Below are 25,100 nucleotides of genomic sequence, written 5' to 3' on the forward strand. Positions count from 1 at the left end.
ATAAGCGCACTTTCACGGGGGAATTCACTATGTCAGCCATTTCGCAATCTACTGCATTGCCAGCTGAAAAACTGCCAGCGCCGCTGGTGTTTACGCTCGCTGCAGGAGCCGGGCTTAGCGTGGCATCGATTTACTACAGCCAGCCGATGCTGGATATCATCAGCAAACAATTTAACGTTGGAATTGGTAGCGTCGGCATGGTGCCGATGCTGACCCAGGCGGGATATGCACTCGGTATTCTGCTGCTGGCACCGCTTGGTGACCGCCATGACCGCCGCACCATTATCCTGATTAAAGGACTGATGCTGGTCGCCGCGCTGTTGCTGTGTGGCTTCTCGGGCGGCATCAACGCGTTACTGATCGCCAGCTTTGTCACCGGCTTAACCGCCACCGTGGCGCAGGACATCGTGCCGGCTTCGGCGGCACTCGCGCCAGAACGCAGTCGCGGTAAAACTGTCGGTACGGTGATGACCGGTTTGCTGGTCGGTATTCTGCTGTCACGCGTGGTGAGTGGCGTGGTGGCGGAGTATCTGGGCTGGCGCACCATGTACATGGTGGCGGCGGTGGCCGTGCTGCTGATTAGCCTCGCGCTGTGGCGCGTGCTGCCACGCTTTAAACCGGGCACCTCGGTGAGCTATCCACGTCTGCTGCTGTCGCTGGCGCATTTGTGGCAACACCACCAGACGCTGCGCCGTGCCGCGCTGGCACAGGGTTTGCTGTCCGTAGGTTTCAGCGCCTTCTGGTCAACGCTGGCGCTGATGCTGAGTGAGCGCTTCCATTTTGACAGTGCGGTCGCGGGTGCATTTGGTCTGGCGGGTGCGGCTGGGGCCCTGGCGGCACCGCTGGCGGGAAGCGTGGCGGATCGCATCGGCCCTGCCCGTGTCACCCAGTTTGGTGCCACGCTGGTGATGGTGTCATTTGCGCTGATGTTCCTGCTGCCACTGTTACCGGTTCCGGCTCAGATTGGCCTGATCATCATCAGTACCATCGGCTTCGATTTGGGCGTGCAGGCCACGCTGGTAGCGCATCAGACGCTGGTCTACAGCCTGGCGCCAGAAGCGCGTAGCCGTCTGAATGCGCTGATGTTCACCGTGGTGTTTATCGGCATGGCAACCGGCGCGGCGCTCGGTAGTCTGGCGCTGGCTCACTTTGGCTGGACAGGTGTGGTAGCACTCTCCACACTCGCCGCTGCGCTTGCTTTAATGATCCGTCTGGCGAGCCGCCATCTGAAAAACTGATTGAGTATATTGTGCCAGGCTTAAGGGAGAATGTTATTTAAAAACGGAGCGTTATGAACTTCCTGGCCTGGACCGCCGCCACCGGTGGTCTGTTACTTCTCATGTCACTGGCTTCCGGTTGGATTCACCGTGGGCCAGTGACCGCATTTGGACTTTACCTGTTCGCGGGTATTCTCTGCGGCCCATGGCTGCTCAATCTGCTGCAACTCGATATTCTCGGGCACGCCGAACTCGCCGCCCATCTCACCGAAATCGCCATGGCAGCCTCGCTGTTTATCACAGGCCTTAAATTACGCGTGCCACTCACAGCCCATGCCTGGCGCCTGGGGGTGCGACTGGCGTTTCCTGCCATGCTTCTCACCGTAGGCGGCATGACGCTGCTGGTGCACTGGATGACCGGTTTTGACTGGGCGCTGTCGCTGGCATTTGGTGCCATTGTGGCACCGACCGATCCGGTGCTGGCCAGCCTGATTTCCGTTAACGATGCGCGCGATGATGACGCATTACGCGTGGCGCTTTCCAGCGAAGCGGGCATGAACGATGGATCGGCGCTGCCGCTGTTGATGCTGGCGCTGCTCATGATGCAGTCCGATACGCTGAGTATCAGCCACCTGAGTGAATGGGTTTTGAGAGATGGGCTGTGGGCCATCGGCGGCGGGGTAGCCATTGGCTATCTGCTCGGTCGCTTGATTGGCCAACTGGCGACCCAGTTGCGCAGCGCGCATCAGGATATTGCACCCAATGATTTTCTCGCGCTGGCACTCATCGCGCTTAGTTATGCGGCGGCGCAAGCGGTAGATGCATCCGGCTTCCTCGCCACCTTTGTGGCGGGTGTTGGGCTACGTCGCGCTGAGCTGCGTGTGGTGAAGCACTATCCGCAAGACGAGTTGTCAGAAGAGGAGCAATACTTGCCCGCTGAGGCGCGCGTCAATCCCAATCAACGACTGGCGCACGGTGGCAGCGGTATGGTCAAATCAATGGGGTTGGTAGTCGGCGATGCGTTGTCGTTTGGCGATACCATCGAACGCCTGCTGGCTGCCGGACTGATGGTGGTACTGGGTATCACGCTGGCGCATCACTGGAATCTCACCGGCATTGGCCTCGCGCTGCTGCTATTCGTAGTCGTGCGTCCGCTGGCGGTATGGATCACCACCTGGCGCTGTGAAATTCCGCTCATGCGCCGTCTGCTCATTGGCTGGCTGGGGATTCGCGGCATCGGCAGTATCAATTACATTGCTTACGCCTGGGTGCACGGCATGCGTGGCCCACAAGCAGAGCAAATGGTGGATATGGCGTTGACGTTAGTGGTGTGCAGCATCGTGCTGCACGGCATCACGGTGACGCCGTTATTAAACTGGCGTGCCGCCCGTCAGGCGGCACGTGCGCAACATAATCAAAAGTGATTTTCTGGAAATTACTGGAGTCTGTTATGAAAGCCATATTAATCGCCCTCGTTGGGCTCTCGCTCTCCGCCAGTGCCATCGCCGCTGACGGTGATAACACCAGCGAAGAGAATGTGTATGCCAGCCAGTTGTGCCATCTGGTGAGCACGGAAAAAAAGACCAGCGATCTGGATACCTATACCGCGAAGATGAAGTCTCAGCTGGCTGCCAGCCAGTCTTCTTCGGCGATGGATAAGCCTGAATTCAATGAAGAAACGGCGCAGGAAGTGATCAGCGCCTGGATGGAACTGGGCGAGGATGAACGCACGCAGCTGCGCCATAATCAGCAGCAGTGCGAGCAAACAGTGATGACCCAATTCCAGCAACAGGATTAAATCCCCGTCATACTTCGAACTCTAGCGGCGTTGGCTGCGTCTGCTCGCCCCAGTCATTTACTGCAGTAAGCTCCCGGGGACTCACGCACTTGCCGCCTTGCTACAGCTCGAATTATTTAGGGGATTTCAGCGTCTAACCAATTACGTGATCTCGAGTGTTCTCTTTCATTTAGCGGAAAAATTTGGCGGATTCACTATAAAATAAGCGCCTTTATAGGCGCTTTTTCTATGGATCTTTTGTACAAAATGCGTACATAATCGCCAGCGTTGAAAGTTGACACGTATCACATAACGAGACGCAGCCCACAAGGCTGACATGTTTTTCAATACTGGCTACTGGGCATGAAATTTACACGGCGTCACTTTTTGTTGGCAACCGGGGCAACCGTCCTCTCAATGACCACAGGCAAACTGTTTGCCCGTGATGACATTATCCCCTTGTGGCCAGACGATCCGCCGGGCGGCGGTGGGCCGTCTGGGCTGTTGAAAGTCAGTATGAACGGCTCCTGGACCAACATCGTTTCTCCGGCGATTCAACGATTTCGCCCCGAGAATCCCAACGGCGAAGCGGTGATCGTGGCGGCTGGCGGCGGCTATCGTTTTATCGGCATGGGACGTGAAGCCTGGCCGGTGGCGCGCTGGTTAAATGCCAACGGTTACACCGTGTACGTACTGAGTTACCGCTTGCCGGGAGAAAAGTGGCAGGCGGGCAACCTCGCGCCGCTGCAGGATGCGCAGCGCGCCATTCGTCTGGTGCGTTCTATGGAGAGTAAAGTGCATCTGCTCGGCTTCTCCGCTGGCGGACATCTGCTTGGCATGGCGGCCGCACGTCCTGATTTCGAAACCTATCCGGCGCAGGACCCGCTCGATCAAATCCGACCTACGGCCGATAGCGTTGGCCTGATCTATCCGGTCATCACCCTCGAAGCGCCGTATCAGAACACCAAGACGCACCTGATGATGGTAGGCGATCACGCGACACCCACTCAGGAAGCGAACTGGTCAGTGCAGAATTATGTCACCCGACAATATCCACCGACGTTCCTGGCGCAGGCGGAAGATGATCACACCTCCAATCCCCATAACACTGAAATGATGCGCGATGCCTGCCGTCGGATGCAGGTGCCAGTGGAGTTGATTGAGCTGAGCAGCGGTGGGCATGGCTTTGGTCTGGGGAAAGCGGGTACGCCTGCTGCGCTCTGGGATCAGGCGTATGTGCGCTGGCTGGATCTGCACAGTTAATCGGGCAAAAAAACGTATTATCCGAAGAGACGGACCACAAAAGTGCTCGCTATGTGGTCGGTCTGAGCTGTTAGCCATATGCCCGGCTGTGCTGTTATGCGCGCCAGGCAAATGGACGCTTTACGTCAGATTAAAATGCTCATCCGGCTGGCGCGGTTCCGGCAACGGGAAATCATTGTTCATCGCCTTCAAATTACGTTCGATATTCACGCACAGCGCATCCAGTGGCAGATGATTGGGCGCAGTGCCGAACGGATCTTCCAGCTCTTCCGCCAGTGACTCCAGCGACAGGAAGGTGTAGGAGATAAACACCGACACCAGCGGCGTCATCAGATGCAAATCTGCCACCAGCGCAAACGGTAGCAGGGTACAGAACAGGTACACGGTGCGATGCAGAATCAGGCTGTAGGCAAACGGAATCGGCGTGCTGGCAAGGCGATCGCAGCCGCCCAGATAAGCCGACAGATGATTGAGATTGTCATCGATACTCTGCCAGACAATATCCGACACCAGACCCTCATCGCGCCGCTGCGCCAGCCATTCGCCCATGCATAACAACGTCTGTGAGGTCGGCATCGGATGGCTCAATACGGCACTGTGCCATTTCTCCGGCAGCAGGCGCGCCAGATCGGCCTGCGCATCGGTTTTACGCAGCCGATGTTTCATTGCCCAGCTAAATGCCAGCTGCAGCCCTAAAAACTCCTGCACTTGCGCTTCACTGATGCCGCGAATGCATTTTATCTGGCGCAGCAGTGAGCGTTGCGTGATGTGCATATTGCCCCACAGCGTGCGCGCTTCAATAAAACGCGCATAGCTGGCGTTATTGCGGAAGCCAAGAAAGATGGCAATCGACACGCCAATCAAGCTGAACGGTGCAGTCGTGAGGTGAATGCCGAAAGTGGAGTACCACGGATAGCCGATAATGGCGATCACCGACATCAGCAGGTTGAGCGACAGGCGAAACACAATGCTAACCAGCACCGAGCCGTGCCAATCAAACAACCTGATGAACCAGTGTTGACGAGGACGTACGATCATTTTGCGATGGTGTTTTTTATGATTTTGTTGGCACAGGTTACGCCTGCTGATACACCGGAAGCAATGTGAAAAACAGCGTATTTGAGGCTGAAATTGCTGTGTTGAGTGTTAATTTATCTTTTTAAATCAGTCTTCTAAAAACAGTTTGAACAAGTTGTAAAATTCTTTGCGTTATCTCTTCGCGGCCCCTTTCTCTAAAGTTCATTCCAGCAGCACAACACACAAATTTAAAAACACTTTAGAGGAATACATCATGTCTAAACTCGACCTGCTCGACCCACAGAACTCAACCCTGATCTTTATCGACCACCAGCCGCAGATGGCTTTCGGCGTCGCCAATATTGATCGCCAGCAGCTCAAAAATAACACCGTCGCTTTGGCAAAAGCGGGCAAAGTTTTCGACGTGCCGGTGATTTACACCTCTGTAGAAACCGAAAGTTTTAGCGGCTACATCTGGCCAGAACTGTTGGCGGTGCACCCGGAATCGAAGCCGATTGAGCGTACTTCCATGAACTCATGGGAAGATGCCAAATTCGTCGAAGCGGTGAAGAAAACCGGTCGTAAGAAGCTGATTATCTCTGCACTGTGGACTGAAGTGTGTCTGACTTTCCCGGCCCTGATGGCGCTGAAAGAGGGATTTGAAGTGTACGTGGTGACCGATACTTCAGGCGGCACCAGCGTCGATGCTCACGAGCGTTCGATTCAGCGCATGGTGCAGGCCGGTGCGGTGCCAGTGACCTGGCAGCAAGTGCTGTTGGAATACCAGCGCGACTGGTCACGCAAAGAAACCTACGATGCGGTGATGGATCTGGTGCGTGAGCACAGCGGCGCATACGGCATGGGCGTGGATTACGCTTACACCATGGTGCACAAAGCGCCACAGCGTCAGGCTTGAATTACGACTGGCGCGGCAGGCTGCTTTTCAGAGCATCGATAAACAGCCGCAGCGCCATCGACTGATGCTGGTTGGGCGGGAACCACAAGGCCAGACCTGCCGACTGCACCCGCCAGTCGGCGAGCTGTTCCACTAACTGGCCGGATTGCAGCGCCGCTTCGGCGTAAAGCGATGGCACATAAGCAATGCCCAATCCGCTGATCGCCGCCCGGGTCATTAGCGCGTTGTTATCTAAGGTGATCGTGCCCGGTACATCCATCTCATAACGTTCTCCCGCTTTTTCATACTCCCAGCGATAGCGTTTCCCGCTCGGCAGACGATGGCGAATGCACTGCTGCTGCAACAAATCCTGCGGCTGCTTGATGGGGGCGTGTGCGGCGAGATAGGCCGGTGAAGCCACGGTGATAAAATTCAGCGGGCCGCCCAGCGCAATCGCCACCATATCCTGCGGCACATCTTCAATCAGCCGAATGCCGGCATCAAACCCGGCGGCTGTGATATCCACCAGTTCACCCTGTGCGGCAAAATCGAGCTGAATATTCGGGTAATCAGCGCAAAATCCCGGCACCACTTTTTCCAGCAGGATGCTAATAGCCGCATCGCTGGCACTGATGCGTAAGGTGCCTGCGTGCTGCTGGCGGCGAGCGCTGACATCGTGTAGCACTTCATCCATCTCATTCAACAGCGGTGCCAGCCGATCCAGCAGCTGTTGCCCGGCATCGGTGAGCGACACGCTACGGGTCGTGCGCTGAAACAGCTGCACACCAAGATTGTGCTCCAGCGTCTTCACCAGATGGCTGAGTGAAGAGCGCTTCAAACCGAGTATTTCAGCGGCACGGCGAAAGCTACGCTGCTCTCCCAACGTTTTGATGGCCTGAAGTTCATGCCAGGAAGGTCTTCTCATTGGTGGTATTTCCTCACCAGGTCATGCGCGATTAGGGAGATTATGACCACCAGTAAAGCGATCTATCATCGGGTTTTCAACCGGAGGACGACAAAATGAAAACCTGGTTAATTACCGGTGCCAGCAGTGGGCTGGGCCGTTTGATGAGTGAAGATTTACTGGCACGTGGCGATCGCGTGCTGGCCTGCGTACGTCGCACTGAGGCAATGGCGGATCTGCAAGCGCGATACGGTGGGCAGTTACAGGTCATGATGCTGGATTTGGCGAACACCGCCAGCATTGCGCCAGCCATCGCGCAGGCATTTGCCAACGTTGAGCGCGTCGATGTGGTGGTCAGCAATGCCGCCTATGGTCTGTTTGGCGCGGCGGAAGAGCTGAGCGATACGCAGATTGATCGTCAGATCGCCACCAACCTCACCGGCTCAATCCAGCTAATTCGCGCCGTGATTCCGCTGCTGCGCCAGCAGGGCGGCGGGCGCATCGCGCAGGTTTCCTCGGAAGGCGGGCAGGTGGCTTATCCCAACTTCAGCCTGTATCACGCCAGCAAGTGGGGCATCGAAGGATTTGTGGAAGCGGTACGCCAGGAAGTTGCCAGCTTTGGCATCGATTTCCTGCTGGTGGAGCCGGGGCCAACCGCCACTAACTTTGGTGCCGGGCTGGATATTGCTGAGGCGCAGGATGTTTATCGGGACACCGCCTCCGGTGAAGTGCGCCGCGCGATTATGTCTGGCGAGTTCGCGATCAAAGGCGATGCCGCGAAATCTGTCACCGCGATGATCGCCACGCTGGATCAACCCGCCATGCCGCTGCGTCTGGCACTGGGCAGAACGGCGTATGACAATATCGAAGCCGCGCTGGAACGACGCCTGGCAGAGCTGCGTTTGCAGAAAGAGATAGCCTATCGTGCGGATGTGTAAAAGCTCTTCGCATAACCGCACGGAGTAACAGGCAGGGAAGCGGCATCGCTGCCAAACTTAGCGCACAAAAGAAGGCATGCACGTTTCGCAGCGGCATGCTTTGTATTGAGCGTTTCGCTAAGGAGAAAGTGGTTATGAAAGCGATGATCCTGAAACAACCCGGCGGTTTAGAGCACTTGCAGCTGGCGGATCTGCCCGATCCCGGTAAACCGGGCGCCGGAGAGATCCGCGTGGCGATCCATGCCACCTCACTTAACTTCCACGATTTGCTGGTGGCTAACGGATCGATTCCCACCGAGCAGGATCGCATTATGATGGCGGACGGTGCGGGCGTGGTCGAAGAGGTCGGTGCAGACGTTACCGACTTCAAGCCCGGTGACCATGTGGTTTCCTGCTTCTTCCCACAATGGCAGGACGGGCTGCCTCTCGCTCAGGTCGGCAACTTCACCCAAACGCCAGGTGATGGCGCTGATGGGTTTGCCGCCGAAGTGGTGGTGCGTCCGGCGCATCACTTTACCCTCGCACCGCGCGGCTGGCGGCATGCCGAAGCAGCGACGATTACCACATCTGGCCTGACGGCATGGCGCGCACTGGTGGGCGATGCGCAGATTAAATCGGGCGATACCATCGTCACGTTGGGCACCGGCGGCGTGTCGATTACTGCGCTGCAAATTGCCAAAGCGATGGGCGCACGAGTGATTGTCACATCTTCATCGGATGAGAAGCTGGCCAGAGCCAAAGAGCTGGGGGCCGATGCGGGCATCAACTATCGCACCACGCCGGAGTGGGGCAAAGCGGTACAGCAGCTGACTGAGGGCAAAGGCGCGGATGTGGTGATTGAACTGGGCGGGCCGGGCACCATGGCACAGTCGATTGAAGCGGTGCGCGTGGGCGGTCATATCGCGTTAATTGGTGTGCTGACCGGGTTCGAAGGCGTGATACCCACCTCGCTATTGATGGCAAAGCAGGCGCGTATTCAGGGGTTGATTGTCGGCCATCGTCGTCAGCAGCAGGATTTCGTGCGCGCGTTAGAGCAAACGGGTATTCGCCCGGTAATCAGTGACAGTTATGGTGCGCTGAACGATCTGCCTGCGGCCTTCCAGCATCAGCAGTCGGCGGGACACTTCGGCAAAATCACCGTGGAGTGGTAACGCGAATTAGCCTGTTTCCCATACCAGGAAACAGGCTAGTGACATCAGTAGTAATCGCCGTGACGGTAATCCCAGGACGGGAAGATGTCCGACAGCAACGCCATGATTTTATCGACATCAAGGCCTTTGCGAATCAATACCGGGCACGGGGTGATTTTACGCTCGCCGTTTTGCTGTGGAATCAGACGACCTTCGCTATCGACCATCGACACCATTACGCCTTGTTCGTAGCGCACTTTATTTTCATCGTTAGGCTGAATGGATTTCACGTAGTCATTGGCTTCAATAATTAAATCGGCACGCGATTCAATACGTTCGCCAATACCCTCAACCAGACCACGGTTTCCCTGACCCGATGGGTTGGCGGAACTGGCGAAAGAGAATTTCCCGTGCTCTTCCCACAGCGCTTTCGCAATATTTTCGCATGGGCGACCAAATTTAATCACGAAGCAGCTGGTCTGGCGGCCATCCATCATCAGCTCTTTTGAACCGTCAGCCGGAATACGCGCCAACGCATCTTCGCGCCACGGTAAAATACAGCCCAGCAAAATATCCTGATCCCAATGCTGCTGATAAAGCTGGTCAATTTCCGGTGTCAGTTGTGCCAGAGAACGCAGTTGCTCCAGCGAGCCACATAGCACCACGCCTGGCTTGTTGCGCTTGCGCTGCTTGGCTTCAAACTTACGCTCTAACCCGGCTTTATCGGAGGTCATGATGATGTAACCGACTTTCGTTGGGCTCACAATCATGCCGCCGTCCTGGGACAAAATCTCGATGGCTTCAGGTTGTAACCCGCCATTCCACGTTATTTGCTTACCGCTCATGGATCTACCCTATCTGCGTATCAATAGATGACGTACAGGAATATTACCTGCAATGTAATTAAGGAATTAATTAACCGGATAATTCATCGGGATTAATGGGTTTGTGCAAAACCATGCTGGTGATAATAGTACGATAATTAAAGGTGATGCAACTGATGAAAATAACGATGAAAGGAATAGGGTTAATTTAAAATAACACGCGGGAATTGTAGTGTTATTTAAACAAGGCGCTGAATAAGTCTTTCAGCGCCAGGGTTAATTAAAATATCAGAGCGTGTGCCACACCGCGCAGCGCAATGCCGAGGATGATACCCGGCACGGCGAAACGGAACAGACGCGGGAAACGACTCGACAGGCCAAGGAAGATACCAATCCCCGGCAAATCAAAGGTCTGAATAAACCAACCCGCCGAGGCGTTGATGTTGTGCGCACTGTATAAACCTTTTTCGACCAGCCCGGCTACCACGCCGTAGTAGGCGGTGCCGCCTGCCAGGCATTTGGTCAGTGCAGGCAGAATATACACTTCAGAGATGTTGAATCTGTCCAGCAGCGGAGAAACCAGCCGGGTAAGCATCTCAATCCCGCCGGACTCTTTCAAAATCCCCACCACCGACAGTGAGAGAATCAGCATCGGCAGCGATCCCAGCGCCAGACGAATCGCGTCCGCACCCGCGCTGTTGATGATGGCGATCAGTCCCATTTTGCTTTCATTATTCGCAACGGCTTCATCTTCATTGAGCAGCGCTGCATCCGAGAGCTTGCGCCCAAAGAAATGATAAGTGGTGGCTGCCGCCAGCACCCCGCCGCAGATGGAGATGAGTATCGCGGCACTCCAGTTGAGCCCGGCAGGAATCAGCGGATAAAAAGCATTGGCTTGCCCCATGGCAAACAGCATCGCCAGCGTGGCCGCCATATGGCGATCGGAAGTGCCGCGTTTTTCCATAATCGCTAATGCCGCTAACGGCGCGGCGAAACTGACAAAGTTCAGCTGGATCAGCGCAAATAATGCCAGTCCGGTAATACCTAAAGGTTTTAATAACGGTGTGGAATGACGTACCACAAAATCCAGCACGCCTTTCACTTCCAGATATTTCATGATGAATAACATCACCACCATGATAGGAATAAGCGTGTACAGCGCAACATCCACCGAGGCTTTGCCTGCAGACATAATTATGCTGATGATATTCATGCGGTTGCCTGAACCTCGAACCACGGCTTAATACCGGTAAACATGTTGCTCCCCTTGCCTTAAAAAACGCATAAAAATGCCAGCGCGAAGGGCACTAGCTAAGGGATAAATAGTATCCCGGTGGTGTAAACTTGAGTAGTGAAGAAATTAAATTTTATCTTGCAGGAAATGGCAGGGAAAAATAACCGTGCGCCGACGTTTGTGCGGCGCACGGAAATATTATTCGACGTTTATTCGCTTATCTGACGAATATTACGCGCGGTGCTCTGCAATAATTTAAATGCATCATAACGGTGCTGATGCAGTGGCGAAACCGACGGCTCAGGATGCCAGCGCTTTTCATCGGTGGTCATGTTGGCCATCGCCGAGGTGACGTCGGAATATTCGCCACTGGCGGCAGCGGCAAGAATCGCTGAACCCAGTAATACCGGCTCAGGGCAGTGGGTGGATTGCACAGGAAGCTGGCAGCTGTCCGCCAGCAACTGGCGTACCAGCGAGTGTTGCCCGGCACCGCCGCTGATGACAATCGACCGCGTGACGATACCCTTGCTGGTTTGCGCCTCAATGATTTGGCGCAGGCCGTAGCCGAGGCTGCACAAGCCGGCGATATACAGTGCGATCAGGCTGGCTTCGTCATTGTCCATACCCAGACCGCAAATCACCGCTCGCGCGTAAGGGTCGCCAAAAGGTGCACGATTACCCGCAAATTCCGGCACGATATGCAGACCTTCGACTAAATCCACCGTTGCCGACTCGCTACGAGCTTGTTGTAAAGCCTGTTCGGCGAGATACACCGGCAATGAAAGGCCTACTGCATCGGCGGCCCTTTGTGCACTTGTGGCGGCTGGATGCATCTCCAGCAGGCGGTCGATGGCGGCGCCTGCCGCGCTTTGTCCGCCTTCACTCAACCATAAACCCGGCACCATTGCCGAGTAATACGGACCCCACACACCTGGCACAAACGCGGCTTCACGCGTCGGCGTCATGGTGCAGGACGAGGTGCCAAACACATAAGCGAGTTTATCTTCCGGGCTGCCATCTGCGCCCAGCGTACCGACGCCGCCTGCATGGGCATCGATTAACCCGGCGGCCACGGGCGTGCCAGCAGATAAGCCGAAGTCGGCGGCAGCCTGCGCGGTTAAACCTGTGCCGCACGGTGTGCCTGGCTCGACGATCTGCTGTCCGATACGCGCAAATTTCTCCTGAGCGAATTCCGGCAGGCCAATGGCACTGAAGTAGTCGGCATCCCAGCGCTGCTCATGCGCAAGATAGTTCCATTTGCAGGTGACGGTGCAGGATGAGCGCACCGTATCGCCTGTCGCGCGCCAGCTGAGGTAATCGGTGAGATCGAAAAAGTGTGCGGCGTTCTGGAACGTTTGCGGGTTGTGGGCTTTCAGCCACAGCAGTTTTGGCATCTCCATCTCCGGTGAGATGCGTCCGCCCACGTAGTCGAGCACCGGATGTTTCGTCGCGTTAATGGCATCGGCCTGCTGCGTGGCGCGGTGATCCATCCACACAATAATATTGCGTTCCGCCTCTCCGTTTGGGCTGACGGGCAACGGTTGCCCCTGTTCATTGATCACCACCAGCGAGCAGGTGGCATCGAAGCCAATGCCAGCCACCGCAGCGGGATCGATAGCGGCAGTGGCCACTGCCTCGCGCACGCAGTGACTGACCGCCTGCCAAATCTCATTGGCGGATTGCTCAACCACATGACCGTGGGCACGGAAGGTGGTGATGGACTGTTTTGCATGGCCTAACAGATTTCCCGCGCGGTCAAACACGCCCGCGCGAGCGCTGGCCGAACCAACATCGACACCAATCAGATATTTTTCGTTACTCATGCTGCTGCACCTCGGTTGGTTACAGGTCAACGCTGTTGGGGAGGATAACAATATCGCGCACTGTGACACCCGGCGAACGTGTCACCATAAACAGCACCGATTCCGCCACTTCAATGGGCTGCATCAGGCTGCCATTGGCCAGCGCGTCCTCCAGTTTCTCCTGCGGCCAGTCATCGAGCAGGGCAGTGACCACCGGGCCCGGCAGCACCGCACCGACGCGCACACCATGCTGCGCCACCTGACGACGGGTTGAATGCACAAAAGCCTGCACTGCAAATTTGGATGCGGTGTAGATCGGTTCCCAGACCACGGGCACCACGCCCGCAATCGAACTGGTGAAAATGATGTCACCCGATTTCTGCGCGATCAGATGCGGCAGCACCGAACGCACGCAGCGAAAGGCCGCGCTGGTGTTGAGTTTCAGTACGCGATCCCAGATATCGGGATCGCCTTCCGCCACTGGCCCACCAATGTAGGCACCGGCGTTGGCGTGGAAAATATCGAGGCGGCCCGCCAGCTTGAGAATGTCGTCGAGAATCCCGTCAACCTGTTTGCCGTCCATCAGGTCAATTTGCAATGGCAATGCCTGAGGACCCAGTTCCGCCACCAGCTGCTGCAACTTGTCGCCATCGCGATCGATCAGGACGACTTTAGCCCCGGCCTGCAGCAGCACTTTGCTGCATTCCAGACCGATACCGGAGGCAGCACCAGTAATGGCGGCAACTTTTCCGTTGAGTGGGTTATGCATGGAGAAGAGGTTCGTGTTCATCTTATAATCCTTTATCAATGGCGTTTTAGGTGGTGCTCAATCGATGAAGCACAACTATCACCCCGACTTTTAACCAGCAACAAAAAGAGCAATAAAGGGATGGGTTCTGTGACGGGGATCGGCAAAAACAAGAAAACCACCATTTATGACCTCGCGGAACTCACGGGGGTTTCGGCAAGCGCGGTGAGCGCGATTTTAAGCGGCAACTGGAAGAAGCGGCGCATCAGTGCCAGCACTGCTGAGAAGGTGAGCCGGATTGCGCAAGAGCAGGGTTATGCGCTGAATCGGCAGGCCAGCATGCTGCGAACCACGCGCTCGAAAACCATCGGTATGATCGTGCCCAAATACGATAACCGTTATTTTGGCTCAATCGTGGAGAAGTTCGAGCAGATGGCGCGCGATCGCGGCCTGTTTCCGGTGATTACCTGCACCCAGCGCGATCCTGATTTGGAACTCGAAGCGGCGCGCACCATGCTCTCCTGGCAGGTGGATTACATGGTGGTGACCGGAGCCACCGATCCAGATCGTATCACTGCACTTTGTCAGGCCGCGGGCGTTCCCTCGCTGAATCTTGATCTGCCCGGTTCGCTGGCGCCTTCAGTGATTTCGGATAACTTCAATGGCGCATTGAGCCTGGCGCGTAGCCTGCTGGAGAAATGCCCGCAACCGCTGATTTTTGTCGGGGGGCGTGCCAGCGATCACAACAGTAAAGAGCGCCTGCGCGGCTTTTTGGCGGCACATCAGGAGCGAGGTATTTCGGTGCCGGAGGAAAATTTGCTGCTGTGTGGCTACGAGCCAGAAAAAGCGCAAACGGCGTTGAAAAATCACTTTCAGCAGTATGTAACGGGGCAATTTGGCCTGTTTGTGAACTCGACCATTTCGCTGGAAGGGGTGGTGCAGTTTCTGCGTGCGGAGGATTTATTGTCTGATGATAAACATCCGGCAATTGGCTGCTTCGACTGGGACCCATTCGTGGCGCTGCTGTGCAAGGACATCACCATGGTAAAACAGGATGTGGCAGGCATGATGGAGACGGTGTTTCGCCTGATGGAGAGCGGTGAGCAGGACGTGGCGGTGGTGGAAGTGCCGGTGTTGCTGATGCAGTAAAAAGGGCGGCAAATGCCGCCCCATTGATCAACGCATGGTGACAAACTCTTCCGCCGCCGTCGGATGAATCGCCACGGTGTTGTCGAAATCTTTCTTGGTAGCGCCCATCTTCAGTGCCACTGCGAAGCCTTGCAGCATCTCATCCATACCGTTACCGATACCGTGGATACCGACAATCTTCTCGTCTGCACCGACGCACACCAACTTCATGCGGCACGGCTGGCGATGCTGGGTGACGGCGGTATACATCGCGGTGAAGGAAGATTTATACACTTTCACCTGGTCGTCGCCGTACTGTTCGCGCGCCTGCGGTTCGGTCAAACCAACGGTGCCAATCGGTGGATGGCTGAATACCACGGTCGGCACATTGCTGTAATCCAGGTGCTCGTCCGGTTTATTGTTAAACAGGCGCTCAGAGAGGCGACGGCCGGCGGCGACGGCGACGGGGGTCAGTTCCACCGCGCCGGTGTTATCGCCCACCGCATAGATGCCTTTCACGTTGGTGTTCTGGAACTTATCAACGTTGATATAGCCTTTCTCGTTCAGCGCGACGCCGGTCACGGACAGGTTGAGATTGTCAGTAGCCGGTTCACGACCAATCGCCCACACCAGGCAATCGACGGTTTGCTCATGGCCATTTTCCAGCTGCAGCGTCAGGCTGCCGTCGGCGTTCTTGATCACCGCTTTCGGGATCGATTCGGTGTGCAGCGTTGGGCCTTCGGCCTGCATCACTTCCACCAGGGTATCGACAATCAGCGGATCGAAACTGCGCAGCGGCGCATGCTTACGCACAAACAGATGGGTTTCGGCGCCCAGTGCGTTGACCACACCGGCCAGTTCCACCGCGATATAACCTGCGCCGACCACCGCGACACGCTTCGGCAGCGCATCCAGCTCAAAGAAGCCGTCAGAGTCGATGCCGTATTCCGCGCCAGGCACTTTTGGATGGCTTGGACGACCGCCTGTGGCGATCAGGATGTGATCGGCCGTGATGGTCTCGCCGTTCACTTCCACGGTGTTGGCATCGATAAAGCGGGCGAAGCCCTTGATCACTTCCACGTTGTTTTTACCTAACACGTTGTCGTAAGAGGTATGGATGCGATCGATATAGGCGCTGCGGTTTTTCACCAGCACTGACCAGTCAAAATGATTCACGGTAGTATCGAAACCGTAGTCCGGGCCGTACAGGTGGATAGCTTCGGCAATCTGTGCCGCATGCCACATCACTTTTTTCGGTACGCAGCCGACGTTGACACAGGTGCCGCCCAGCTCTTTGGCTTCAATCAGCGCGCACTTCTGGCCATGCATCGCGGCACGGTTAATTGAGGCGATACCGCCGCTGCCGCCGCCGATGGCGAGGTAGTCAAAATGTCTGGTCATCCGTTGTGTCCATCTGTTGGAAGAAAATTGGCATAGAGTGTAACGCTGCTTGCGCAAGAGGCGCAAAGGTTCAGCCTATGATTATGATAGGGTTGAATCTACGTTCCGCTAACAGGGAAGACATTATGCACTTAACTTTTCTCGGCACCGGCGCGGGTGCGCCAAGCCTGCAACGCAACGTTACTGCGATCGCGCTGACGCTGTCGAAAAGTGGCGACACCTGGCTGTTTGACTGTGGCGAAGCCACTCAGCACCAGTTTATGCGCTCCGCGCTCAAGCCGAGCAAGCTGGAAAAAATCTTCATTACCCACTTGCACGGTGACCACATCTTCGGTCTGCCGGGCTTGCTTACCAGCCGTTCGATGGCCGGGTTGCTGGAGCCGATGACGATATACGGTCCAAAAGGCATCAAACAGTTTGTCGAGACGGCGCTCAGTCTCAGTGGTTCTTACACCGGCTTCCCGCTGGAGATCGTCGAAATTGAAGCGGGCGAAGTGCTGGATGATGGCGAGTTCCGCGTCATCGCCTATCCAATGAATCATGTGGTGGAGTGTTATGGCTATCGTATTGAACAGCATGATAAACCGGGCTTCCTCGATGCGCCGCGCCTGAAAGCGGAAGGGGTACCGCGCGGGCCGTGGTATCAGGATTTGAAAGAAGGTAAACGCATCCGGTTGGAGGATGGGCGCGAAATTAACGGCGCGGCGTATCTCGGCCCGGCGACCAGGGGCAAAGTGGTGGCGATATTCGGTGATACCGGCCCGACCGAAGTGGCACTTGAGCTGGCGGCTGATGCGGATGTGATGGTGCATGAAACCACGCTGGAAGCCGCAATGGCTGAGAAGGCCAACGGTCGTGGCCACTCCACCACAATTCAGGCGGCTGAAGTAGCGAAGCAGGCGGGCGCCAAACGCATGATCGCCACGCACTTCAGTTCGCGGTATTTGTCGGGCGATCGAGAGAGACTGCTGGCGGAGTGCCAGTCGGTGTTTGCAGCGACCGAGCTGGCACGAGATTTCGCGGTGTTCGAAATTTAGTGCTGTAACGCTGGATAGGTAAAGAACAGCAGGTGCGTCATGTTGAACAGGAAATGGACGCCGGTGGCGACCCACACACGCCCGCTCCAGTGCCACGCCAGGCCGTAAATTAACCCGGCCAGAGTGGCGAAGACCACCAGCATCATGCCGCCAGGGAAGTGCGCCAGACCAAACAGCAGTGCGGTGAGCAACAGTGCCGCTACGCCACCGATTTTCTGGCGCAGGCGCTGTTGCACATAGCCACGGAAGAACGCTTCTTCGGCCAGCGAAACAAAGAACAGGTTTGCCAGCATAAAGCTGCCGAGCCACTCCGGCCAGTGTGGCTCAATCGCCAGTCCACCCAGCAGCACCGCGACGTACAGCAGCAGCGGGATCGCCGCTAGTAATAGCAGCCACAGAATCTTGTGCGGCGCAGGAAACTTCTGCGTACGGAACAGCGTGGGCAAGGCAGCCAGCAGCACAAAGGGGATCAGCGCTTTATCAAAGTTGTAGTAGAAGCTGAACGGCACACTGTTGGGGCCAACCTGCATCTCCTCGATCTGACGCGGGTTGTTAAAGCCAGGCAGCAGATGCAGGAACAGGCCACCGGCGATCAGCACCAGCAGCGCTTCGCTGATCAGCAGCACGGCACGGTTGGTGGGATTTTCCACCCGCACCCACGCCAGCAAAGCGATGGCACCTAAAATGGCGAGAGCAGGCCAGTCCAGTACATCCTGGAACAGGCCCATTATCGTCGCCAATAACAGCAGAAGTACGGCAAGGCGTTTGGCAGGTGACAGCACAGTGAGTGCGCCAGCCAGAATGATCCACATAAAAAGTGTCCTTAGAAGGGCAACGGCATGGGGCGGCTCAGGAACCGCACCCTAAAAGCCCGTTATTCTGGAACGATCTGCGTCACGCTGTAGTGACCGGTACCCGCCGGCACCAGCTTCTGATGCAGCCACGGCAGCAGCTCTTCCATCTGCGCTTTCAGCTTCCACGGCGGGTTAATCACGATCATGCCGGAGGCAGTCATACCGCGTTGATCGCTATCCGGGCGCACCGCCAGTTCGATCTGCAGAATGTTGCGGATGTTGCTGGCTTCCAGGTCTTTAATCATGTGTTTGATTTGCTGGCGCAGCACCACCGGATACCACAGCGCATACACACCGGTAGCAAAGCGTTTGTAGCCTTCCTGAATGCCTTTCACCACATCCTGATAATCGCTTTTCATTTCGTACGGCGGATCGATCAGAATCAGACCACGACGGCTCAGCGGAGGCAGTTTGGCTTTTAACTGCTGATAGCCGTCGCCACGCGCTACGCGTGCACGGGCATCTTTGCTGAATTCGGAACGTAGCAGCGGATAGTCGCTGGAGTGCAGTTCGGTCAGCTCCAGCTTGTCCTCTTCACGCAGCAGATAGCGGGCGATCAGCGGCGAGCCTGGGTAGTAGCGCAAGGTGCCATGCGGGTTGAGGTTGCGAACGGCCGTCAGATAAGGCTTCAGCAGTTCTGGCGCGTCCGGCTGCTGCCAGATGCGCGCAATGCCTTCCAGATATTCACCGGTACGCTCGGCGTGCTCTCCGCTCAGCTGGTAACGTCCGGCACCGGCGTGGGTATCCAGATAGAGAAACGGTTTTTCCTTCTCCATCAGGGCGGTGAGGATCAGGCTTTCAACGGTATGTTTGAGCACGTCGGCATGGTTGCCGGCATGAAAACTGTGGCGATAACTCAGCATAAAAAAGAGGGGTCCGCGGTTGGATCAAAGGAGATAAAAACATCGTGTGTGGCGCGATTATAGCCGCGCTGCGTAAAAATTGCTGACGTTTCGGCGCTCGCGCTTTTTTCTTTACGGGTCCATTCTCAGTAGCATTGATTTTCACCTTCACTGACCGCATGTTAGAAAGATTGCGTCGCGCCATTGCGCGCCACCCCCACTCCATGAAGAAAGGACTGCGCTTATGACCAATCCGTTACTCACCCCTTACACGCTACCGCCGTTTTCCGCGATTAAACCTGAGCACGTGGTTCCCGCTGTGACTGAAGCGCTGAACAACTGCCGTGCCGAAGTTGAACGCGTTGTGGCACAGGGTGCACCTTACACTTGGGACAATTTAGTGCAGCCACTGGCAGAAGTGGATGACCGTCTGAGCCGTATTTTCTCGCCGGTGAGCCACCTGAATTCGGTGAAGAACAGCCCGGAACTGCGTGAAGCTTACGAGCAGACGCTGCCGCTGCTGTCAGAATACAGCACCTGGGTGGGACAGAACGAAGGCCTGTATCAGGCTTATCGCGATCTGAAACAGGGCGACAGCTATGCCGCGCTGGATATCGCACAGAAGAAAGCGGTGGATAACGCACTGCGTGATTTCGAACTCTCCGGTATCGGTCTCGATAAAGAGAAGCAGAAGCGCTACGGCGAAATCGCCGCGCGCCTGTCTGAACTGGGTTCGACCTACAGCAACAACGTGCTCGACGCCACCATGGGCTGGAGCAAGTTGATCACCGATGAAGCCGATCTGGCGGGCATGCCAGAAAGCGCGCTGGCTGCGGCCAAAGCGCAGGCCGAAGCCAAAGAACAAGAAGGCTGGCTGCTGACGCTGGATATCCCAAGCTATCTGCCAGTCATGACCTATTGCGATAACGCCGCGCTGCGTGAAGAGATGTACCGCGCCTATTCAACGCGTGCTTCTGAGCAGGGTCCCAACGCCGGTAAATGGGATAACGGCCCGATCATGGCCGAAGAGCTGGCATTGCGTCACGAACTGGCACAGCTGCTGGGCTTTGACTCCTTCGCGCACAAATCACTGGCGACCAAGATGGCTGAGAACCCGGCTCAGGTGATCGACTTCCTGACCGATCTCGCCAAACGTGCGCGTCCGCAGGGTGAGAAAGAGTTAGCGCAACTGCGCGCCTTCGCCAAAAAAGAGTTTGGCGTTGACGAGATGAATCCGTGGGATCTCACTTACTACGGCGAGAAGCAGAAACAGCATCTCTACACCATCAGCGATGAGCAACTGCGTCCGTACTTCCCGGAAGAGCGTGCGGTGAGCGGCCTATTTGAAGTGGTGAAACGCATTTACGGCATTACCGCCAAAGAGCGTAAAGACGTGGATGTGTACCATCCAGATGTGCGCTTCTTCGACCTGTTTGATGAAAGCGGCGAGCTGCGCGGCAGCTTCTACCTCGATCTGTATGCGCGTGAACACAAGCGTGGCGGGGCGTGGATGGACGATTGCGTCGGCCAGATGCGTAAAGCCGATGGCAGCCTGCAGAAGCCGGTGGCGTACCTCACCTGTAACTTCAACCGTCCGGTACAGGGCAAGCCCGCGCTGTTTACCCACGATGAAGTCACCACCTTGTTCCACGAGTTTGGTCACGGCCTGCACCACATGCTGACGCGCATCGAAGCGCCGGGCGTGTCGGGTATCAGCGGTGTGCCGTGGGATGCGGTCGAGCTGCCAAGCCAGTTTATGGAAAACTGGTGCTGGGAGCCGGACGCGCTGGCGTTTATCTCCGGCCACTACGAGACCGGCGAACCGCTGCCGAAAGATCTGCTGGATAAAATGCTGGCAGCGAAGAACTATCAGGCGGCGCTGTTTATCCTGCGTCAGCTGGAGTTCGGCCTGTTCGATTTCCGTATGCATACCGAGTTCAATCCGGAAAAAGGTGCGCAAATCCTCGAAACCCTGCGTGAAGTGAAGAAACAGGTTGCCGTGGTGCCAAGCCCGGAGTGGGGCCGCTTCCCGCATGCGTTTAGCCACGTCTTCGCCGGCGGTTATGCCGCAGGTTACTACAGCTATCTGTGGGCCGACGTGCTGGCGGCGGATGCCTATTCGCGCTTCGAAGAAGAGGGCATCTTCAACCGTGAAACCGGCCAGTCGTTCCTCGACAACATCCTGACGCGCGGCGGTTCCGAAGAGCCAATGGAGCTGTTCAAACGCTTCCGTGGCCGTGAACCACAGCTGGATGCGATGCTGGAACACTACGGAATTCAGGGATAAGCCTGCTTGTGAAAATCGGTTTAATCGATGAATCAGGCGCCGGAGACGGCGCCTTATTACATCTGGCGCAGCGCTGGGGCTTACAGCATGACGATCAGGCTGTAATGGCCCTGGTGCTGACGCCGGAGCGCCTTGAGCTGCGCAAACTGGATGAGCCTAAACTGGGTGGCATCTTTGTGGATTTTGTCACCGGAGCTATGGCGCATCGCCGCAAGTTTGGCGGCGGTCGCGGCGAGGCGGTGGCGAAAGCGGTGGGCATCAAAGGTGGCTATTTGCCGGACGTGATCGACGCCACGGCAGGATTGGGGCGAGATGCCTTTGTGCTGGCGGCGCTGGGTTGCCGGGTGCGCATGCTGGAACGTCATCCTGTGGTCGCAGCATTACTGGATGATGGCTTACGTCGTGGCTATGAAGATGCGGAGATTGGCGGCTGGCTGCGCGAACGTCTGACGCTGCTGCATGTGGTGAGTCAGCAGGCGTTGAGTGATATCACGCCCGCGCCAGATGTGGTGTATCTCGATCCGATGTATCCCCATCGTCAAAAGAGCGCGATGGTGAAGAAGGAGATGCGGGTGTTTCAGTCGCTGGTGGGACCCGATGAGGATGCCGATGCGCTGCTGGAACCCGCTCGTCGTCTGGCGAAGAAGCGCATTGTGGTGAAACGCCCGGATTACGCGCCGCCGTTAGCGGGCGTTGCAACCCAATCGGCCGTGGTCACCAAAAGCCATCGCTTTGATATTTATCCGCCATTGGTATGATTCTGCATAATGGCGTTGCGGCGTGATTTATCGCGCGGGCTTTAAAGACGCGCGATGTATTACGCCGCTACCAAAAAAACAGGGCCATTACTGGCCCTGTTTTTATTCGTCTTCTTCGTCACGCAGCGGCACAATCAGCATATCGATATGCACGGTGTTGATCAGCTGGCGCGCTGATGACATCAGCTTGCTCCAGAAATCCTGATGGTGGCCACAGACCACTAAATCCACATCGTATTTCTTAATCGCATCCACCAGCACCTGGCCGAGATCGCCGCTGCCGCTCAGGGTTTCACTGATCGGATAACCGGCGTTGGTAGAAAGTTCTTTCAGCGCGGTGTGCGTCTCTTCAGAAATGCGTTTCTGCATGTCGCCCAGATTGACGTCAATCAGCCCGGTGTAGAGGTCTGAGTAATTCACATCAACGTGGATCAGCGAGATTTTTGCATCATAAGGACGGGCCAGTGAAACGGCTTTATCAACCAGCAACTGGCTTTCCGGGGAAAGGTCTACTGCAATCAGGATGTGTTTATAAGCCATGATAAAACTCCTTCTCAAGATTCTGGGGCTACCTGAATTCCCGCCGCTCGGCGAGCGAAATCCTTTGCGCGAAACAGCGATGAAGCGCCACCAACCACAATTTATGCCCTGCAGGCGTTCTGTTGTTATGACCTGAGTATAGCCAGAGTTGTTAACAAATGCTGCAATCCACGGCTCGCTTGTGAGGAAGATCAAGCGCTATCGCAATTTTCACTCGCGGTGAACGAAAATCATCGCTGGAAAAAAATTGAACAGATCTCCTACACTGAAAATGAGTGCCACTGCCGTCTGGGTAACGCGCTCGGGTTCGCATAACAACAATGCAATTCGATTCATCTGTGGCTGGTTAATTTCCCGTGGGGCGTCTACAGCATTTCCCCGCTGCCTTCGACGTCATTGCGGCTCCAGCTGGGAGGGGAACATGATCAGCACTATCGCGCTTTTTTGGGCTCTGTGTGTGGTTTGTCTGGTGAATATGGCGCGCTACTTCTCTTCTTTGCGCTCGCTATTGGCTGTGCTGCGCGGTTGCGATCCGCTGCTGTATCAATATGTGGATGGGGCAGGTTTCTTCACGTCTCATGGTCAGCCGAGCAAGCAGGTGCGACTGGTGCGTTATATCTGGGATAAACGCTATCGCGATCATCACGACGACGAATTTATTCGCCGCTGCGAGCGCGTACGCAGGCAGTTTGTCCTGACCAGCGGGCTCTGTTTTTTGGTGGTGGTGAGCCTGATTGGTCTGGCGATCTGGCACTAAACAGCGGCAATAAAAAAGGGCGACCAGTGTTGAACCGTCGCCCTCTTGTTTGCTGATAGCAGCTTAGATAATTTTCAGCGCGATCCAGTAGAGCGAACCTGACAGCACAATACACACCGGCAGGGTAAACACCCACGCCATGGCGATATTTTTAATGGTGCGGCTCTGCAAGCCACCGCCATCCACCAGCATGGTACCGGCAACGGACGATGACAGGATATGCGTGGTGGAAACCGGCATACCGGTATAACTGGCAACCCCAATCGACACCGCAGCGGTCACCTGTGCTGACATGCCCTGCGCGTAGGTCATGCCTTTCTTACCGATTTTCTCACCGATGGTGGTTGCCACACGACGCCAGCCAATCATGGTGCCGATGCCCAGCGCTAATGCCACCGCCATGATGATCCAGATTGGTGCGTATTCCACGGTGCCCAGCAGATCGCCCTTCAGCTTATTGAGGAAGCGCTTATCGTCCGGAGTGGTCTCTGGCAGTTTCGCGGCTTTATCGGCCGTGTCCGAGACGCACATCAACAGGCGACGCATCTGGCTGCGCTGATCCACCGTCAGTTGGTCATAGCTGTTCAGATTGGTCAGCAACACTTGTGCACGATTGATAGCCTGCAGCGCACGACTGCTGTCGCAATGGAACTCATGCGGCCCGCCCACAGACTCTTCCGGCGTTGGCACCGCAGGCGGCGCCATCTGGACGATATGGGTGAGTGAATCGCTGTGCTGCTGATAATACTGTTCCAGATGATTGACCGCATCGCGAGTACGGGTGATGTCATAACCTGAGGCATTCATGTTGACCACGAAACCCGCAGGCGCAACACCGATTAGCACTAACATAATCAGGCCAATGCCTTTCTGACCATCGTTCGCACCGTGGGAGTAGCTCACGCCAATCGCCGAAACGATCAAGGCAATACGCGTCCAGAACGGTGGCTTCTTCTTGCCATCGATCTTTTCACGGTCAGCGGGCGTCATGTGGATGCGCGAACGTTTAGGGGTTCCGCTCCAGTAACGACGCAGGATGAAAATCAGCGAGCCCGCAATCACCAGGCCGACAATCGGCGACAGGATCAGTGACAGGAAGATATTAATGACTTTCGGCAGGTTGAGGGCATCAACCACCGAGGTGCCGGTCATCAGCGCATTGGTGAGACCAATACCGATAATGGCGCCAATCAGGGTGTGAGAACTGGACGCAGGCAAACCCAGATACCAGGTACCTAAGTTCCAGATAATCGCCGCCAGCAGCATGGAGAACACCATGGCCAGGCCGTGAGCGGAACCCACATTCAGCAGTAAATCAGTTGGCAGCATATGCACGATGGCATAAGCCACGCTCAAGCCGCCCAGCAAAACGCCTAAGAAGTTGAAAACACCCGCCATCACAACCGCCAATTGCGCCCGCATCGCGCGGGTATAGATGACGGTAGCGACTGCGTTAGCAGTGTCGTGGAAACCGTTGATTGCCTCATAGAACAATACGAACAGCAGAGCGATAACCAAAAACAGGCCGGTACTGAGGTCAAGACCAGCGAACAGATGTAGCATAAACGTTACGCCATTTTTTGGAGGACATGAACGCGGCGCATTATCGGCGACAACCCGCATGATGTGAAAGGAAAATATAGTCCTTTTTTGTCTTAAAATTGCCACAAACCCCATCAGACAAGGTAAAAAGACTGAAAAATAAGCGAGTTACAATATGACACATTTACGGCATTTTTTTGACGCT

23 protein-coding genes are annotated in these 25,100 nt (G+C 56.0%); 12 read left to right on the forward strand and 11 right to left on the reverse strand.

From position 1 onward, the window contains the following. Nucleotides 1–29: 29 nt before the first annotated feature. From AC1MDE_RS20210 to AC1MDE_RS20225, 4 genes are all read left to right on the forward strand, one after another. On the forward strand, nt 30–1,238 hold the full coding sequence (locus tag AC1MDE_RS20210; RefSeq protein ID WP_480345046.1) for an MFS transporter: 1,209 nt from the start codon (nt 30–32) through the stop codon (nt 1,236–1,238). A 53-nt stretch (nt 1,239–1,291) separates the two neighbouring features. Next, nucleotides 1,292–2,641: a cation:proton antiporter gene (locus tag AC1MDE_RS20215; RefSeq protein WP_480345047.1), complete on the forward strand. Its 1,350-nt coding sequence runs from the start codon at nt 1,292–1,294 to the stop codon at nt 2,639–2,641. A 26-nt stretch (nt 2,642–2,667) separates the two neighbouring features. After that, nucleotides 2,668–3,015 carry a YaeQ family protein gene (locus AC1MDE_RS20220; RefSeq protein ID WP_034819815.1) on the forward strand — a complete coding sequence of 116 codons (348 nt, stop codon included), beginning with the start codon at nt 2,668–2,670 and terminating at the stop codon, nt 3,013–3,015. A gap of 396 nt (nt 3,016–3,411) precedes the next feature. Next, complete coding sequence (locus AC1MDE_RS20225; RefSeq protein ID WP_034819812.1) at nt 3,412–4,257, forward strand: alpha/beta hydrolase; 846 nt, start codon at nt 3,412–3,414, stop codon at nt 4,255–4,257. Between the two features lie 120 nt (nt 4,258–4,377). On the opposite strand, the gene AC1MDE_RS20230 is transcribed toward AC1MDE_RS20225, so the two are convergent. Beyond that, nucleotides 4,378–5,295: a bestrophin family protein gene (locus tag AC1MDE_RS20230; protein ID WP_058960656.1), complete on the reverse strand. Its 918-nt coding sequence runs from the start codon at nt 5,293–5,295 to the stop codon at nt 4,378–4,380. A 253-nt stretch (nt 5,296–5,548) separates the two neighbouring features. Between AC1MDE_RS20230 and AC1MDE_RS20235 the strand changes: the two genes are divergently transcribed. Beyond that, entirely contained in the window at nt 5,549–6,190 is a 642-nt protein-coding gene (locus tag AC1MDE_RS20235; RefSeq protein WP_034819796.1) for a hydrolase, read from the forward strand. A 1-nt stretch (nt 6,191) separates the two neighbouring features. On the opposite strand, the gene AC1MDE_RS20240 is transcribed toward AC1MDE_RS20235, so the two are convergent. Next, on the reverse strand, nt 6,192–7,094 hold the full coding sequence (locus AC1MDE_RS20240; RefSeq protein ID WP_479399777.1) for a LysR family transcriptional regulator: 903 nt from the start codon (nt 7,092–7,094) through the stop codon (nt 6,192–6,194). Between the two features lie 95 nt (nt 7,095–7,189). Between AC1MDE_RS20240 and AC1MDE_RS20245 the strand changes: the two genes are divergently transcribed. Then, nucleotides 7,190–8,011 (forward strand): SDR family oxidoreductase, encoded by an 822-nt coding sequence (locus AC1MDE_RS20245; protein WP_480345048.1) that lies wholly within the window; start codon nt 7,190–7,192, stop codon nt 8,009–8,011. Nucleotides 8,012–8,145: 134 nt separating this feature from the next. After that, a complete protein-coding gene (locus AC1MDE_RS20250; protein ID WP_479399775.1) occupies nt 8,146–9,162 on the forward strand; it encodes a zinc-dependent alcohol dehydrogenase family protein in 1,017 nt (338 codons plus the stop codon). 44 nt (nt 9,163–9,206) lie between these two features. On the opposite strand, the gene AC1MDE_RS20255 is transcribed toward AC1MDE_RS20250, so the two are convergent. The 4 genes from AC1MDE_RS20255 to AC1MDE_RS20270 all read right to left on the reverse strand — a co-directional run bounded on the left by AC1MDE_RS20255 (nt 9,207) and on the right by AC1MDE_RS20270 (nt 13,791). Then, nucleotides 9,207–9,986, reverse strand: a complete 780-nt coding sequence (locus AC1MDE_RS20255) for an L-threonylcarbamoyladenylate synthase (protein WP_058960652.1) — start codon at nt 9,984–9,986, stop codon at nt 9,207–9,209. A 259-nt stretch (nt 9,987–10,245) separates the two neighbouring features. Further along, a complete protein-coding gene (locus tag AC1MDE_RS20260) occupies nt 10,246–11,178 on the reverse strand; it encodes a nucleoside recognition family protein (RefSeq protein WP_034819784.1) in 933 nt (310 codons plus the stop codon). A gap of 230 nt (nt 11,179–11,408) precedes the next feature. Next, nucleotides 11,409–13,022, reverse strand: a complete 1,614-nt coding sequence (locus AC1MDE_RS20265; RefSeq protein WP_480345049.1) for an FGGY-family carbohydrate kinase — start codon at nt 13,020–13,022, stop codon at nt 11,409–11,411. A 19-nt stretch (nt 13,023–13,041) separates the two neighbouring features. After that, complete coding sequence (locus AC1MDE_RS20270) at nt 13,042–13,791, reverse strand: SDR family oxidoreductase (protein WP_160869207.1); 750 nt, start codon at nt 13,789–13,791, stop codon at nt 13,042–13,044. A 108-nt stretch (nt 13,792–13,899) separates the two neighbouring features. Here AC1MDE_RS20270 and AC1MDE_RS20275 point away from each other — a divergent pair, with 108 nt between their 5' ends. Then, a complete protein-coding gene (locus tag AC1MDE_RS20275; protein WP_480345052.1) occupies nt 13,900–14,898 on the forward strand; it encodes a LacI family DNA-binding transcriptional regulator in 999 nt (332 codons plus the stop codon). 27 nt (nt 14,899–14,925) lie between these two features. Here the strand turns inward: AC1MDE_RS20275 and gorA are convergent, their stop codons facing one another. Next, the gene (gene gorA, locus AC1MDE_RS20280) at nt 14,926–16,278 is read right to left on the reverse strand and encodes a glutathione-disulfide reductase (protein ID WP_479401379.1); all 1,353 of its coding nucleotides are present in this window, start codon (nt 16,276–16,278) and stop codon (nt 14,926–14,928) included. Between the two features lie 125 nt (nt 16,279–16,403). Between gorA and rnz the strand changes: the two genes are divergently transcribed. Next, nucleotides 16,404–17,315 (forward strand): ribonuclease Z, encoded by a 912-nt coding sequence (gene rnz, locus AC1MDE_RS20285; RefSeq protein ID WP_480345050.1) that lies wholly within the window; start codon nt 16,404–16,406, stop codon nt 17,313–17,315. Here the strand turns inward: rnz and AC1MDE_RS20290 are convergent. Further along, nucleotides 17,312–18,127 carry a CPBP family intramembrane glutamic endopeptidase gene (locus AC1MDE_RS20290; protein ID WP_058960647.1) on the reverse strand — a complete coding sequence of 272 codons (816 nt, stop codon included), beginning with the start codon at nt 18,125–18,127 and terminating at the stop codon, nt 17,312–17,314. The two genes, rnz and AC1MDE_RS20290, sit on opposite strands and share 4 nt — an antisense overlap. Before the next feature lie 62 nt (nt 18,128–18,189). Beyond that, nucleotides 18,190–19,032, reverse strand: a complete 843-nt coding sequence (locus tag AC1MDE_RS20295) for a 23S rRNA (adenine(2030)-N(6))-methyltransferase RlmJ (RefSeq protein WP_034819774.1) — start codon at nt 19,030–19,032, stop codon at nt 18,190–18,192. Nucleotides 19,033–19,255: 223 nt separating this feature from the next. Here AC1MDE_RS20295 and prlC point away from each other — a divergent pair, with 223 nt between their 5' ends. Together prlC and rsmJ are read left to right on the forward strand one after the other, a co-directional pair. Beyond that, nucleotides 19,256–21,298, forward strand: a complete 2,043-nt coding sequence (gene prlC, locus AC1MDE_RS20300) for an oligopeptidase A (RefSeq protein ID WP_479399770.1) — start codon at nt 19,256–19,258, stop codon at nt 21,296–21,298. An 8-nt stretch (nt 21,299–21,306) separates the two neighbouring features. Beyond that, nucleotides 21,307–22,056 carry a 16S rRNA (guanine(1516)-N(2))-methyltransferase RsmJ gene (rsmJ, locus tag AC1MDE_RS20305; protein WP_058960645.1) on the forward strand — a complete coding sequence of 250 codons (750 nt, stop codon included), beginning with the start codon at nt 21,307–21,309 and terminating at the stop codon, nt 22,054–22,056. A 102-nt stretch (nt 22,057–22,158) separates the two neighbouring features. On the opposite strand, the gene uspA is transcribed toward rsmJ, so the two are convergent. Then, on the reverse strand, nt 22,159–22,596 hold the full coding sequence (uspA, locus tag AC1MDE_RS20310) for a universal stress protein UspA (protein ID WP_034819767.1): 438 nt from the start codon (nt 22,594–22,596) through the stop codon (nt 22,159–22,161). 421 nt (nt 22,597–23,017) lie between these two features. Here uspA and uspB point away from each other — a divergent pair, with 421 nt between their 5' ends. Continuing rightward, nucleotides 23,018–23,353 carry a universal stress protein UspB gene (gene uspB / locus AC1MDE_RS20315; RefSeq protein ID WP_058960644.1) on the forward strand — a complete coding sequence of 112 codons (336 nt, stop codon included), beginning with the start codon at nt 23,018–23,020 and terminating at the stop codon, nt 23,351–23,353. 63 nt (nt 23,354–23,416) lie between these two features. Here the strand turns inward: uspB and pitA are convergent, their stop codons facing one another. Beyond that, entirely contained in the window at nt 23,417–24,916 is a 1,500-nt protein-coding gene (gene pitA / locus AC1MDE_RS20320) for an inorganic phosphate transporter PitA (RefSeq protein ID WP_337023734.1), read from the reverse strand. Nucleotides 24,917–25,100: the final 184 nt, after the last annotated feature.

The organism is Pantoea folii (assembly GCF_056678875.1).